Annotated in this window: 9 protein-coding genes; 4 read left to right on the forward strand and 5 right to left on the reverse strand. The window is 75.8% G+C overall.

The window, feature by feature from the left end; genetic code table 11:
• Positions 1–216: 216 nt before the first annotated feature.
• On the forward strand, positions 217–1,794 hold the full coding sequence (locus tag VSR01_RS10270; RefSeq protein ID WP_326448946.1) for a hypothetical protein: 1,578 nt from the start codon (positions 217–219) through the stop codon (positions 1,792–1,794).
• Between the two features lie 116 nt (positions 1,795–1,910).
• On the opposite strand, the gene VSR01_RS10275 is transcribed toward VSR01_RS10270, so the two are convergent.
• Both VSR01_RS10275 and VSR01_RS10280 read right to left on the reverse strand, forming a co-directional pair.
• On the reverse strand, positions 1,911–2,405 hold the full coding sequence (locus VSR01_RS10275; protein WP_326448947.1) for a DUF6907 domain-containing protein: 495 nt from the start codon (positions 2,403–2,405) through the stop codon (positions 1,911–1,913).
• On the reverse strand, positions 2,402–2,833 hold the full coding sequence (locus tag VSR01_RS10280) for an ATP-binding protein (RefSeq protein WP_326448948.1): 432 nt from the start codon (positions 2,831–2,833) through the stop codon (positions 2,402–2,404). The genes VSR01_RS10275 and VSR01_RS10280 overlap by 4 nt, the downstream gene beginning before the upstream one ends.
• A 645-nt stretch (positions 2,834–3,478) precedes the next feature.
• Here VSR01_RS10280 and VSR01_RS10285 point away from each other — a divergent pair.
• Positions 3,479–4,477 carry a hypothetical protein gene (locus VSR01_RS10285; RefSeq protein WP_326448949.1) on the forward strand — a complete coding sequence of 333 codons (999 nt, stop codon included), beginning with the start codon at positions 3,479–3,481 and terminating at the stop codon, positions 4,475–4,477.
• Between the two features lie 254 nt (positions 4,478–4,731).
• Here the strand turns inward: VSR01_RS10285 and VSR01_RS10290 are convergent, their stop codons facing one another.
• From VSR01_RS10290 to VSR01_RS10300, 3 genes are read right to left on the reverse strand one after another with little or no spacing between them, the layout of a single operon-like run.
• Positions 4,732–6,495, reverse strand: a complete 1,764-nt coding sequence (locus tag VSR01_RS10290) for an ABC transporter ATP-binding protein (protein ID WP_326448950.1) — start codon at positions 6,493–6,495, stop codon at positions 4,732–4,734.
• On the reverse strand, positions 6,492–8,471 hold the full coding sequence (locus tag VSR01_RS10295; protein WP_326448951.1) for an ABC transporter ATP-binding protein: 1,980 nt from the start codon (positions 8,469–8,471) through the stop codon (positions 6,492–6,494). The genes VSR01_RS10290 and VSR01_RS10295 overlap by 4 nt, the downstream gene beginning before the upstream one ends.
• Entirely contained in the window at positions 8,464–9,603 is a 1,140-nt protein-coding gene (locus tag VSR01_RS10300) for an iron-siderophore ABC transporter substrate-binding protein (RefSeq protein WP_326448952.1), read from the reverse strand. The genes VSR01_RS10295 and VSR01_RS10300 overlap by 8 nt, the downstream gene beginning before the upstream one ends.
• Positions 9,604–9,967: 364 nt before the next feature.
• Here VSR01_RS10300 and VSR01_RS10305 point away from each other — a divergent pair, with 364 nt between their 5' ends.
• Positions 9,968–11,773 (forward strand): ABC transporter ATP-binding protein, encoded by a 1,806-nt coding sequence (locus VSR01_RS10305; RefSeq protein WP_326448953.1) that lies wholly within the window; start codon positions 9,968–9,970, stop codon positions 11,771–11,773.
• Positions 11,774–12,012: 239 nt separating this feature from the next.
• Positions 12,013–14,202: an ABC transporter ATP-binding protein gene (locus VSR01_RS10310; protein WP_326448954.1), complete on the forward strand. Its 2,190-nt coding sequence runs from the start codon at positions 12,013–12,015 to the stop codon at positions 14,200–14,202.
• Positions 14,203–14,601 lie beyond the last annotated feature (399 nt).

A 14,601-nucleotide genomic window follows, 5' to 3' on the forward strand; every position in this document is an offset into this window, starting at 1 on the left:
GGGCCGGGGCGGAGGGAAGCCGGGGCCGGGGCGGGGGGAAGCGGGGTCCGCGCCCGGCGCGGTCCGGCGGGCGCCCGCCGGCGCGCGGAGCACACCCGCGGGGCGTGCGCAGGCGGTTCCGGACAACCCGCACTCTTACGTGTGAACCGCCCGGCCTCGCGCTGACCGCCCGGAAGGACGAAAAGTACGTTCCTGTGCCGGAGGTGGACGACTCACATGACTGCCAGTGCCGGAATCGCGGACGTGCCCTTCGACCCGTCCCACCCGCGCGATCCGTTCGATCCGTCCGATCCGTTCGGCCCGTCCGCGGCGCCCGACGCGCCCGACGCGCCCAATACGTCCGACCCGTCCGACCGACCCGACGGGTCGGACCGGCCCGGCGGGTTCGGCCCGATCCAGCCCGAGCGGGCCCCGGACCTGCCCGGTGACCTGTCCGAGGACCTGTCCCTGGGACTGTCGCGGGGGCTGTCGCCCGGGCCGTCCCCCTCCCCCCGCGGGCCCTCCCCCGCTGTGCCGCCCGCGCTCCCGCCGGGCTTCGCGCCCGCGGGGGACGCGTCGCGCGGCGCCGGAAAGTCCGGGGACGCCGGGGGTTCCGGGGACGGCGGGGACGGCCGGCGCCGGGTGGTGCGCAGGACCGGCTTCACCATCACCGCGGACGGCTCCTACGCGGCCTGCCTCGCGCTCGCGCACCCCTCGGGCGACGCGTGGTTCGCCGAGCGCTGGACGCTGGCCGGACCGGAGTCGTACGCCGTGCCACTGCCGGGGACGCAGCCCGAGGAGGAGGGGACGCGCGTGATGCCGCTCAGCGACGGCCGGGTGCTGGTCGCGCGCCGCGTCGCCGACCGGTACGACCTCGCGCTGCTCCACCCCAGCGGCAGCGGCACCGCCGAGGTCGCGGTCGGCTCGCTGCCCGGCCCCGAGGTGCGGATGCTCCCGCCGTCGCCCGCCCGGTCCGCGGCGTTCGCGCTCGGCTACGAGGGTGCGGGCGCCTCCGCCCCCGGCGGCGCGGCGGCGGGCGTCGGCGTCCGTACGGTCGTGTGGCGGGTGCACGGCACCGCCGCCGGCGCGCCCGAACGCGTCATGACGATCGACGGCCGCTGCACCGGCGGGGTCTGGCTGGACCGCTCCGGCCGGCTGCTCGCGCTGGACCGCGCGCTCGACGGCCGGGCGAAGGCGGTCGCCGTCGACCTGCACACCGGCACGGTCAGCCCGCTGCTGCAGCTCACCGAGGACAGCGACGACCGGCTGCTGCTGGCCGAGCCGGACAGCGGGCTGCTGGTGCTGCGCAGCGACGCGGCCGGGGAGGCGCGGCTCGGCTGGGGCGTGCTGGGCAGTCGTCGGCCGGTGCGGTTCCCGGACACGCTGTGCGTGCGCGGGACGCAGTTGACGCCGGTGGCCGCGCAGCCGGGGCAGATGCTGTCGCCGGAGTCGACGGTCGTGGCGCTGCGCGCGGAAGTGCCGGGCGGGGCGGAGTCGTTGGGGCTGTGGCGGCCGGGCGAGCGCCGGGTGCACTGGCGGGCGTCGCCGCCCGGGTGGCTGGGCGCGGCGGGGATCTGGCTGCCCGGCGGCGATCTGCGGCTGCCCTACGCGGACCCGGCGGCCCGCGAGTGCGGCATGCTCGCCTACGACGTGCCGCCGCAGCCGCTCCCGGCTCCGGTCGCGCTCCCGGCCGCGCCGGCCCGGCTCCAACTCCCGCGGCGCGCCGAGCGTGTGGTCAAGGAGCCCCGCACGCTCCCCCCGGCCCGCAGGACCCCGGCGGTCCTCCCCCTCCAGCAGGCCCTCCTCCCCGCATGACGCCGCGCTGAGCTCGACCTCCCGTCCCGGCCCGCCCGGGCTGTCCCCTGGCGGGGCAACGCTTGTCGCCCGGCGCGGGCGGGTCTCCCCGAGAGTGCGTCGCCGTTCGGAAAGGGTCATCCGGTCGGGTCGTCGGTGCGGTGCCGGGCGGCCCAGTCCTCGCGGGCGGCGGCGAGTTCCGGTGCGACGGCGTCGGTCAGCCGGTCGGCCAGGGCCCGTAACCGCCGGCCGAGGTCGGTGACGCCCGCCGGGTCCAGGTCGGTGATCCACCAGTCGTCCACGACCTGGACGTTGACCACCGGCAGCTCCGGATCGCCGTCCTCGCCGAACGGCCGGCAGTCGATGGTGACGACGAGCACCCCCGCGTCCGTCGCCGGATCCACGCCCTGGGTCACCGGGACGATCAGACCACCCCGGTTGGCCTGATGCCCGATGGCGGCCAGCTCCAGGTGCAGCCGGTCCGGACGCACACCCGTCCTGCTCGGATCGTCCTCGGCCCACCACGGCAGATAACCGCGCACCACCTCACCACTGGTGGTCGACACCGCCCACGTACGGGCGACCCGCGCGCCCGGCCCGCCTCCGCGCCCGTCGTCCTTGGAGGACTTCACAAGCGCACCCCGCTCTGATCGCCGGTGCAGACGGCCCAGACCAGCTTGCCCGGCCCGTCCCGATCACTCACGCCCCACGCCCCGCCGGTCAGCGCGTCCACCAGCCCCAGCCCGCGCCCCGACTCCTCCTCCGCCCGCGCGTCGCGGACCTCGGGCTTGCCCTCACCGGCGTCGTGCACCTCGATCCGCACCCCGTCCGCCAACCGCTCGAACCGCGTCGCGATCAACCGACCATACGGCGGACGCGCATGCGTGATCGCGTTCGTCACCAACTCCGAGAGGATCAACCCGGCCTCGTCCAGGACGTGCGACAGGCCCCAGGCGACAAGATGCTCAGCGAGCAACCGCCGCGCCCTGCCCACCGAACGAGGAGTGGGGGGCCAGGTCTTCAGTACAGACGGCCGCTCGTAGGCCAGAGCCTGCTTCACCACGACTCACCCGGCAGTTCCAGTGTCGGGGCAGCCTGCGGGCAGACAAGCTTGTGCCCGGCGCAGGAGCGGGCTCCCACGTGTGCGTCGGGTCCTGCCGGACGCGTCCTGCCTCCCAGACCGTGCCTGGCCCGATCGGGGCTCCGCCCGAGTAACACAGCCAAAGCGCAGGCCAGTCGGGCGATACGATTTCTCATGTCAGCGCTCCTTGCACGCGTTGACCATGCCCCGGGGCCGCTAGCACGGTCGCCGGGGTCTTGCTCTCCGGCGACGCTTGAGGCGACAGGGGCTCGGTCCTGGATGCGCCGCTAGCACGACGCATTGCGACTCCTACGCTCCAGCGAATGCCGCCCCGTGCGTAGCGGCCCGTTGTAGGCCAGCTGTAGGCCAGAACGGGACACACCCGGCTTGTTGTAGGCCAGACTGGAAACATGCGCGGTGAGACGGTGGGACAGATGATCAAGCGCCTTCGGCAGGCCAAAGGCTGGAGCCAAGGGAAGCTCGCCGCTGAGACATGCCTGGCGGCCGGTATGGACGTCAACTCGCTGGGCCTGGCAAGATGTCTACCGATGGGAAAAGGGGAAGCGCACGCCGCGCGAGTGGCTTCCTTTCATCGCCGCTGCCCTCGGCGCGCCTTTGGCGGAAATGCAGATCGCGGCCACCGTGGGCGAAAGCGGCCATACTCCCGCCACTATTGCCGACTTCCTGCCGGAAACCGACCCGCTGCGCCCCCTGAGCGTCCGGCTGGGACGCCGGATCGGGGCAACTGACGTCAAGGATCTTGCGGGCCGCGTGCACGCGCTGCGATTGGCCGACGACGTATTGGCCGGCAGGGATCTCATCGGCCCGGCGCTGCGTGAACTACGCTCCGCGGTGAAGCTGTACCGTGAGGCCAGTTACACAGCCGAGGTAGGGCGTTCCATGCTCCTTCAGATCGGCGAGCTGGCCCAGATCTCCGGATGGATCGCCAGCGACGCGGGGCGCCATGACGAGGCTGACCGGATCTACCGGCTCGGAATCAGCGCTGCCGCACAAGCGGAAGATCCGGCCCTGATCGGGAACCTCGCCGGTTCCCTCGCCTACCAGTACAGCAACACGGGCAGAGAGGCGGACGGAGTCCTCTTGGCGCGCGCGGCGTGGGACAGCGTAAGCAGGGAGGCTCCCGCCGCAGTCCAGGCTCTGACGTTGGACCGCCTGGCTTGGGCCCACACCAAGGCACATGAGAACCAAGACGCGATGAGAAACCTGGGACTGGCATCCGAGGCTCTGGCCGATGAGACCAACAGGATTCCCTCGCCCAATTATCTCTACTGGGTGAATCAAGGCGAGCTGCAAGTCATGGAAGCGCGCGTTTACACAGAACTACACAGGCCGTTGCGCGCCGTCCCACAGCTCAAGGATGTCCTGAAACGCTACGACTCGGCGCATGTCCGCGAGACAGCTCTCTATCTCTCCTGGCTCGCTGTCGCTTTGGCGGACGCCAATGAACCCGAGGAGTCGGCTCAGACGGCGGCAAGGGTCATTTCGCTGTCTTCCGACGTGGCAAGTGATCGCACCGCCGAGCGCGTGCGCGTGGTGGTGAACCGCCTGGAGCAGTATCGGGACGTGCCAGAAGTCCGGTACGTTCTCGACAACGTCGCGTAGTCTCTCCCTCCATCGTCCGCATGTGGAATCCACAGAAGCTTGCACGGTTGTGCCGAGCGGTCTGCGCCTGAACTCATCCCCGGCCTTCCCGAACTCGCTGACGGCAGCGAGATCCTCGTGAACCTCGCCGACAAGGTGATCGCCGTCTGGGACGGACAGCTCGCCCGCGGACACGGCGGCACGGGGGAGCCGCTGCCCGCGACGCTGGTGGGGCGGCGCCCCGCGGATTCGGCCACCGGGCGGGTGGGAGGAGGTCAGCGGCCGGCGTCAGAGCGGTCGGCGTCCGTGCGGGGGAGGCGCCAGGCGCGGGCGGCGGTGTGGGCGCGCCAGAGGTCGGCGTAACGGCCGCCGGCCGCGAGGAGTGCCTCGTGGGAGCCGAGGTCCGCGATCCGACCGCCGTCGAGGACGGCGATCCGGTCCGCGGCGGCGATCGTGGACAGCCGGTGCGCGATCACCAGCAGCGTCCTGCCCGCCCCCAGCTCGCGCAGCGCCTCGTGCACCGCCGCCTCGTTCTCCGCGTCCAGCGCGGACGTCGCCTCGTCCAGCAGCACGACCGGCGTGTCCTTCAGCAGCGCCCGCGCGATCGCGACCCGCTGCCGCTCCCCGCCGGACAGCAGCGACCCGCCCTCGCCGACGCGGCTGCCGAGCCCCGCGGGGAGCCGCTCGGCGATGACGTCCACGCGCGCCCTGCGGGCCGCCTCGCGCACCTCCGCGTCGGACGCGCCCGGCCGGCCCAGCCGGATGTTCTCCTCGATCGTGCCGTCCAGCAGCCGGACGTCCTGGAACACCAGCGCCACCGTCGCCATCAGGTCCGCCGTGGCCAGCTCGCGGACGTCGACGCCGCCGACCCGTACCGCGCCCGCCTCCACGTCGGCGAACCGCGCGATCAGCTTGGTGACGGTGGTCTTGCCCGCGCCCGAGGGCCCGACGAGCGCGGTGGTCGAGCCGGCCGGCACCTCCAGGTCGAGTCCGTCGAGCACCGGTCCGGGTGCGCCGGGGTAGCCGAAGCGGACGCCCTCCAGCGTCACCGAGGGCGCGCGGCCGGCGACGGACGCCGGCGCGGCGGGCTCGGGCAGCGGCTCGGTGTCCAGCACCGCGCCGATCCGCGCCACCGCCGCGCGGGTCGCGCGCAGCGCCGCGGCCGCCCCCGCGACGTCGGCCAGCGGCCGGATGACGTGCACGCCGAGCACCAGCAGCGCGACGACCCGGGCGGGGCCGGCCTCGTGGTGGGTGGCGAGCAGCAGACCGACCACCAGGACGGCGGTGAAGGCGAGTTGGACGGCGAGCTGGCCGAGGTTGAGGCCGGGCACGGCGCCCAGCACCTGGCGGCGGGCGGAGCGGTGCTGGCGGTCCAGTGCCCGCGCCAGCTCCCGGTGGCCGCTGTCGGCCCGCCCGCTCGCGCGCAGCACGGGCTGCGCGCCCGCGAACTCCACCAGGCGCGCGCTCGCTTCGGCCGCCGCCCGGTCCGACTCCGCCTCGGTGCGGTCGGTCAGCCGCCCGGACAGCGCGAACACCAGCAGCACCACGGGCACGGCGACCAGTGCGGCCGCCGCGATCCGCCAGTCGTAGCAGAGCAGGAACACCGCGATCGTCGCCGGCGTGAGCACCGCGCCGAGCAGCGCCTGCGCCAGGTGCGCGACCTGCGCGACGGTCTGCACGTCGCGGCCCAGCAGGCGTTCCAGCCGCGCGCCGCGGGCCTCGTCGAACCAGCCCAGCGGCAGGCGCACCACGTGCGCGCCGATCCGCCCGTACAGCTCGCGGCGCCACGCCGAGGACAGCCGCAGCGCGCGCACCTCCTTGTCGTAGTGGGCGAACCAGCCGGCCACGACCGCCGCGGCCAGCGGCAGCAGCCACCATGCCGCGTCGCCGCTGCGGCCTTGGAGCAGCGCGGTCAGCAGCGGGACCAGCAGGCCGAACGCCACGCCCTCGCTGACGGCGTAGACCGCGGTGGAGACCAGGAAGCGGACCAGCAGCGGGCGTCCGGCGTCGCCGACGACGCGCAACAGCGAGGTGGTCATGCGGGGTTGCTCCCGTGCTGGGCGCGCCACATGCGCGCGTACGGTCCGCCGGCGGCCAACAGGTCGTCATGCCGCCCGCGTTCGGTGATCCGGCCGTCGTCGAGCACCAGGATCTGGTCGGCCGCGGCGATGGTGCGCAGCCGGTGGGCGATGACCAACAGGGTGCGGTCGCCGACGAGTTCGGCCAGCCCCTGCTGCACGGCGGCCTCGGACTCGGGGTCGGCGAAGGCCGTCGCCTCGTCCAGCACCACGACCGGCGTGCCGGCCAGCAGCGTCCTGGCGACGGCGACGCGCTGCGCCTCGCCGCCGGACAGCCGCGCGTCCTCGCCCACCACCGAGTCGTAGCCGCGCGGCAGCGCGGTGATCCGGTCGTGGATCGCGGCGGCTTTCGCCGCGGCCCGCACCTGCGCGTCGTCGGCGTCGGGCCGCGACAGCGTGATGTTGTCGCGCACCGAGCGCCGCAGCAGCGTCGCGTCCTGGAAGAGGAAGCCGACGTGCCGGTACAACTCGGCGCGGTCCAGGTCGCGCAGGTCGACGCCGTCCAGCCGGATCGCTCCGGCGGTGACGTCGTGGAAGCGGGCGAGCAGCAGCCCGAGCGTGGACTTGCCCGCGCCCGAGGGGCCGACCAGCGCGGTGACCGTCCCCGGCGCCAACTCCGCGTCCAGGCCGTGCAGCACCTCGCGCGGGCTGTCCTGCGGCGTCGCGCCGGGGTAGCCGAAGCGGACCCCTTCCAGCCGGACGGCCAGCGGCCTGCCGGGGGCGCGGGCCGGCAGCGGGACCGGCCGGGCCGGTGCGGTCTGCGGCGGCTCGCGCAGCAGACCGGCCACGCGCTGTGCGGCCGAGCGGGCGGTGGCGCGCACGCCGCGGGCCGCGTAGACCGGGGTGATCAGCTCGAACAGGCCGAGGCCCAGCAGCGTGAAGGCGACGATGTCGACCGGGTGCGTCCAGCCGAGCGCGACCAGGCCGATGCCGCAGCCGGTGATCAGCAGCAGGATCGTGGGCGGGGCGACGGTCGCCCGGGTGAGGCTGCGCTGCGTGACGAAGACGCGCTGCGCCTCCTCGCTGACGTCCGCGAAGGCGGTCGCGGCCCGCTGGAACCGGCGCGGCGCGCCGCCGTCGCCGAACGCCTTGACGATGTCGATGCCGCGTACCAACTCGATGGAGGCAGCGGACAGTTCGCGTCCGGCGGCGGCGATGCGCCCGACCGGCTCGGCCGACCGCGCCGCCATCCGCGTCCGCACGTTCTGGGCCGCGGCGACCACCGCGAAGGTGAGCAGCGCGAGCCGCCAGTCCGCCAGCAGCAGGTATCCGCAGACGACCGCGGGTCCCGCCACGGCGGCGGCGAGGTCGCCGCGGGCGTGCGCGACGGCGTGGTGCAGCGCGCCCACGTCGTCCTGCACGGTGGTCTTGACCTTCGCCGAGACGCCGCCGGCGAACCAGCTCAGCGGCAGCGCCGCCAGGTGGTCGGCGAGCCGGCGACGCAGGTCCGCGGCCAGGTCGGCGTCCACGAGATGGCTGAGGACGCCGGCGAGCAGGTGGAGCAGCAGGCGCGCGGCCAGCAGCGCCACGGCGGTCCAGGCGATGGCCCACACGTGGTCGTAGCGACCGTCGCCGCCGACGCCGGCGTCGCCGCCCACGCCGGCGTCGCGGCCGTCGCCGCCGTCGAGCAACCGCCGGCCGATCTCGACGACGGCGACCATCGGGGCGACCGACAGCACGGTGGTGAGCGCTTGGAGCACGGCCGCGGCGGTGACCCGGCCGGCCACCGGGGCCTGCAGCTCGGCGAGGTCACGCGCGGGGTCCGGGGTGCGCGGCGTGTGCGGGGCGTCCGGCGCGTGCGGGGCGTCCGGCGCGTCCGGCGCGTCCGGCCGCGTGCCGGCTCGGCTGCCCGGCGCCGGGGGCCGGTCGGTCTGCGCGTCCGGCGCGAGAGGCCGGTCGGTCTGCGCGTCCGGCGACGCGCCGTTCCGCTCAGGCACCGCGCCCGGCCGCCGCGGCCAGCTTGGGCACCACCGCGTCCAGCCCGTACGGCAGGCTCAGCACCGAGGGGAAGGCCACGGCGATGGCGGTCGGCATGTCCAGCGCGAGGTACGAGCCGCGCCGCACCGCCTTCAGCTTCCTGAACAGCGGCTGCGCCTCGAAGCTTTTGCGCTCCGGCTCGGTGGCGAAGGTGAGGATGACCACGTCGGCGTCCAACAGGTCCAGCCGCTCCCGGGAGATGGCGGCGCGGCCGGGCGTCGCCGAGTCCGGCAGCGAGGTGACCTGCGGCGCGAGGGTCATGCCGAGCTGGCTGAAGAACACCGCGCTCGCGTCGGTGGGGCTCTTGATGGTGAACGCCTCGCCGCCGGAGACCGGGCCGAATGTGAAGGTCTTGCCCTGGAGTTCGGGGTGCTGGGCGTGCACCGCGGCGATCTTCGCCTGCACGCGGGCGACCAGCGCTTCGGCTTGGGCGCGCTTGCCGAGGACCTGGCCGGTCCGGGCGGCCATGTCCTGCCAGCTGTCCTGGCCGACTCCCCTGCGGTAGCTGAGCGTCGGCGCGAGGTGGCTCAACGTGGCGTAGTCGTCGGCGAGTTGGTAGTCGTCGGCGGCCAGGATCAGGTCCGGCGCGGCGGCGGCGATCTTCTCGAACGGCAGTCCCTTGGTGCTGTCGACCAGCTCCGGGTCGGTGGTCGGCTTCTGCCAGGGCGCCAACCCGCTGGGGAACACGGCGTTCTTGGTGGCGAGGACGAGGGGGGCGCCGAGCGCGAGCGCGAGGTCGGTGTCGCGCAGGTAGCCGCAGGCCGCGACGCGCTTGGGCGCCGATGTCACCTTGACCGTTCCCTCCTTGCCCGCGACGGTGACCGGGAAGGCGGCGGCGTCCGTGCTCGCGGTGGCTCCCGCGGAGGCGGTGGCGCCGCCCTCGGCGTTCTTCGTACCGTCTTCGGCGCCGCCCTTGCCGTCGTCGTCCGAGGAGCAGCCGGTCAGGGCGAGGGCGGCGCCGGCGGCCCCGAGCAGGAAGCCGCGCCGGCCCAGCCGCGCGCGGTCGAAGGCGACGACGGGCGAGGCGCCGCGGGCGGGAGCGGCGGGGGGAACGGCGGCGGGAGGAACGGAAGGAAGCGGCTGTCTGGTCACGGTGCGGGCCTCTCCGAACAGGGGATCTTGGACGAACAGGGGCGCGGGGGGGTTGGGGCGGGGCTGGGCACGGGCGCTCGGGCGCGCGTGGCAGGGGGCGGGTGCAGCAGGGGACGGGAGCGGGTGCGGCGCGGCGTGGGGGCGGGCCGGATCAGGGCAGGTGAGAGCGGATCAGGGCAGGGCGGGGTGACGTGGACGGGCCCGGCCGTAGTACGGTCAGCCCGTGCAAGTTAGGCAAGGCTAACCGAACCTACGGGGGGTTCGTACAGAGGGTGCGTCCGGCGCATCCCGGCCCGGCGCCCGCGCAGCCCGCCCGGTGGCGAGGGCCAGCGGACGCCGCCACCGCGAGGAGAGGGAGGGACCCATGCGGGCGCTGACCCGAGCACGGCGCGACGCCCGGACGGCGGGCGACTCGGCGCACCGTTTGCGGACGCGCGACGCCCGGACGGCGGGCGACTCGACGCACCATTCGCGGACGCGCGACGCCCGCGCCCGCGCGCTCGTCCGCCGCGCGCTGGCCGAGCGCCGCGGCACCCTCCTGCTCGCCTGCGCGCTGTGCGTGGTCCACCAAGCCGCCGAAGCCGCCGTCCCGTTGGCGATCGGCCTGATCGTCGACCGAGCGGTGAGGACCGGCAGCGGGCACGCCATGGTGTGGTCCGTCGTCGGGCTCGCGCTGCTCTTCCTGGTCCTGTCCGGCTCGATGCGGATCGGCGGACGGCTGGCCAAGGGCGCCGCCGAGGCCGCCGAGCACGACCTGCGGCTCGCCGTCACCGCCCGCGTGCTCGCCCCCGGCGGACTGCCCGGCCGCGCGGGCGCCTCCGGCGAACTGCTGTCCACCGCCACCTCCGACGCCGGCCGCGTGAGCATGATGAACGCGGCGGTGTGGTTCGCCGCCGGCGCGCTGGGCGCGATCGTCGCCGCCGCCGTGATCCTCTTCCTCACCTCCGTCGCCCTCGGCCTGCTCGTCATCGCCGGCCTGGTCCCCGTCGTCCTGGTCAGCCGCGCCGTGGCCGCGCCGCTGATCCGCCGCAGCGGCGCGGAACAGGCCGCCGCCGCCCGCGCCGCGGGCACCGCGGCCGACCTGATGGCCGGGCTGCGGGTGCTGCGCGGCATCGGCGCCGAGCGGGTGGCCGCCGCCCGCTACCGGCGCGCCAGCGACGCCTCGCGCGACGCCGCGGTCCGCGCCGCCCGGCTGAACGCCCTGCGCGCCGCCGCCGTGCTCGCCGTGACCGGCGTCTTCGTCGCGCTGGTCGCGCTGGTCGCCGGCCGCATGGCGCTGCACGGCAGCATCACCGTCGGGCAGTTCGTCACCGCCGTCACCATGACGCAGTTCCTCGTCGGGCCGTTCAACGTGATCACCCACGCCACTGCGATGGCCGCGCGCGCCCGCGCCTCCGCGCGCCGGCTCGCGGACGTCCTGGACGCGCCGCCGCTGGTCGCCGGCGGCGGCCCCGCCCCGGCCCGCGACCGGGAGGCGGCCCCCGCGCTCGACGTCACGGGGCTGCGCATCGGCGGTCTCGGCCCGGTGGACCTGCGGGTGGCGCCCGGCGAACTCGTCGGCCTGGTCCTCGCCGACGAGCCCGCGACCGCCGACCTGTTGGACTACCTCGGCCGCCGCGCCGACCCGCCCGAGGGACGCATCGCGCTGGACGGCGTCCCGCTCACCGCCGTCGAGCCGGCCGCGGTACGCGCCGCGATCCTCGTCGCCGAGCACGACGGCGTGCTCTTCAGCGGCTCCCTGCGGGACAACGTCACCGCCGCCGCCCGCGACGAGGCGGCGGTGGCCGCCGCGATGGACGCCGCCGCGGCCGACGAGGTCGCCGCCTCGCTGCCGGACGGCGCGGACTCGCCGGTCGGCGAGGCGGGCGCGCTGCTCTCCGGCGGTCAGCGCCAACGGGTCGCGCTGGCCCGCGCGTTGGCCGCCGACCCGCCCGTCCTGGTGCTGCACGAGCCGACCACCGCGGTGGACTCCGTCACCGAGGCCCGCATCGCCGAACGCCTCGCCGCGCTGCGGGCCGGCCGCACCACGCTGCTGGTCACCGGCAGCCCCGCGCTGCTCGCGGTCACCGACCGCGTCGTCGTCATCGGCCCCGAGGGCGTCGAGGGCGCCGGCCCCCACCACCGCCTCCTGCACACCCACGACGGCTACCGCGCGGCGATGCTCGCATGAGGGCTCGCATGAGGGCTCGCATGAGGGCTCGTATGAGGGGGCCGCGCGCGGCGCGCCACGCGGACGGCGTCGGTGTGCGCGTCCCCGCACGCCGGCCGGGTGGACGCCGGCGGCCCCCGCCCCGTGCGGAACCGCTGCCCCGCCGAGCGCCGACCGCCGTCCGTACGGCGGAGATCCACCGCGCGGCCCCACGCCGGCGGACGACCACGACCCAGCAGACGAGGAGAGGGCGGCCCCGGATGACCGACCCCATCACCGACGGCGACGCCTCCCGGAACTCCCGACCCCCCGAGGCCCCGCCCTCCGCCGTCGGCCCGAACCCGGCTGTGGACGACGGCAGTTCGGCCGGGGGAAACGAGACGATCGCGAACCCGCCGGCCACCGCGGGCGGTCCACGCGACCCCGCGGTCTCGGCCGCCGACCGCGACGTGGACTCGGCCGCCGAGGACGAGGGCACGGCGCTCGGGAGGACGCGCGAGGGCCGACCGGGCGCGGGCAGCGAATCCGCCGCCGACGCGGGCGTCGGGCTGCCGGGCGTCGGGGTGCCCGGCGTCGGGCTGCCGCTCGCGGGTGGGCGGGAGGCGCGGGCGGCGCTTCGGCGGGCTCTGCGGCCGTACCGGGCGCGGGCGTGGGCCGCCGGGGCGCTGCTGCTGGCCGCCGCGGTGGTCGGGCTGAGCGTCCCGTGGCTCGCCGGCCGCGTCGTGGACCTGGTGCTCGACCGCGGCTCCGCCGCCACGCTCGGCCGGCTCTGCCTCGCGGTCGCCGCGGCCGCGGTCGGCCAGGCGGCGTGCAACGGCGCGGGCACCGCACTGGTCGCGCAGGTCGCGCAGTCGACGCTGGCGGCGATCCGCGCCCAGGTGCTCGGCCGGGCGCTGACCGCGCCGGCCCGGCAGGTGGACGACGCGGGCACCGGCGACCTGGTGGCGCGGGCCACCGGCGACGTCGAGGTGGTCAACGAGGCCGCGAGCGACGTGCTGCCCCCGCTGCTGGAAGCCGCGCTCACCATCGCCCTGACGCTCGTCGCGCTCGGCCTGCTCGACTGGCGGTTCGCCGTCGCCGCCGCGCTGGCCGGACCGCTCCAGGCGCTCGCGGTGCGCTGGTACGCACGGGTCGTCGTCCCGGTCGCCCGCGCGGAGCGCGCCGCCGAGGGCCGCCGCGCCCAACAGCTGCTGGACTCGGTCAGCGGCGCCTCGACCGTACGGGCGCTGGGCGTCGAGGCCGCGCACCAGGAAGCGGTACGGGCCCGGTCGGACGCCGCGCGCCTGCTGGCCGTCCGCCTCTTCGGCCTGCAACGCCGCTTCTACGGCAAGCTCAACGGCGGCGAACTCGTCGGCATGACAGCGGTGTTGGCCACCGGTTACTGGCTGGTCGACGCCGGCGCGGCGAGCGTCGGCGCGGCCTCCGCGGCGGCGCTGTACTTCCACCGGCTGTTCAACCAGTTCAACACCGTGCTGGCCGCCTTCGACCAGGCGCAGACCGCGGGCGCCGCGTTCTCCCGCATGGTTGGCGTGACGCTCCTGGACGAGGGGGACGGCGGGTCCCGCGCAGTCGCGGCGACGGAAGGTGCCGTCCCGGTCGGCGGCGCGCCCGCGACCGGGCGGGACGTCACGCCGCGACTGCCCGCGCCGCGCGGCGGGTTCGCGGCGACCGTCACCCCGAGCCCGTCGCCGGGCGCCGCCCTGGCCGTACAGGTGGAGGGGCTCGGCTACGCGTACCGGCCCGGCCGTCCGGTGCTGCACGGCATCGACCTCGCGGTCGCGCCCGGCGAACGGGTCGCGATCGTCGGGCCGTCCGGCTCGGGAAAGACGACGCTGGCCGAACTCATCGCCGGACGCGTGGCGCCCGACACCGGCACGGTCCGGCTCGGCGGTAGGGACTGCCGCGACCTCGGTCCGCGCGGGGTGCGCGAGCGGTGCGTGCTGCTGTCGCAGGAGACCCACGTGTTCGCCGGCCCGCTGGCGGACGGCCTGCGCCTGGCCAGGCCCGACGCGACGGACGAGGAGGTGCGGCAGGCGCTGGAACATGTGGGCGCGGCCGGCTGGGTGGCCGCGCTGCCCGACGGGCCGGACACGGTCGTGGGCCGCGGCGGACACCGGCTGACCGCGGCCCGCGCCCAGGAACTCGCCCTGGCCCGGCTGGTGCTGGCCGACCCGCCGATCGCGGTCCTGGACGAGGCGACCGCGGACGCCGGCAGCGCCGGTGCGCGCGCCCTGGAACGCGCCGCCGACCGGGCGCTGCGCGGACGCACCGCGGTCCTCGTCGCGCACCGCCTGACCCAGGCGGTCGACGCCGACCGGATCGTGGTGCTGGTCGCGGGACGTGTCGCCGAATCCGGTACGCACACGCAACTCGCCGCGGCGGACGGCCCGTACGCCCGGCTGTGGAACGCCTGGTCGCGGGCCCGCGCGGGCGCCCCCACGCGCCGGTGAGCCGTGGTCCGGGCGGCGAGCCCGGCGACACCCTCGGCGAAAAGACGGATGAGGCGCGGCCGTTGCGACGGCCGCGCCTCATCTGCGCTGACGAAACCGGGCTGTTCGCCCGGCGCGGTTCAGGATTCCTCGGGACGCCGGTGGCGCCCGTGGGGCGCGACGTTTTCGGACTCCTCCGTGGGCGCCGCGGCACCGCGGTGGCGCCCGCCGACCTCTTCCTCCGCGCGCTGCGACATCGAATTCTCGGACATGAGGTGCTCTCCCCGTGGATGTACCGGTGGCAGACGGAAACGGACAACGACGCACCGGCGTACGCCGTATCAACGCGCGCGGGAGTGGGGTCGGCCCGTACCGTGACCAGGCCGCACCGGGCCTCGGTCACACCGGGTGCCCGGATGC

The sequence above is a fragment of the Actinacidiphila sp. DG2A-62 genome (genome assembly GCF_035825295.1).
GTDB lineage: Bacteria > Actinomycetota > Actinomycetes > Streptomycetales > Streptomycetaceae > Actinacidiphila.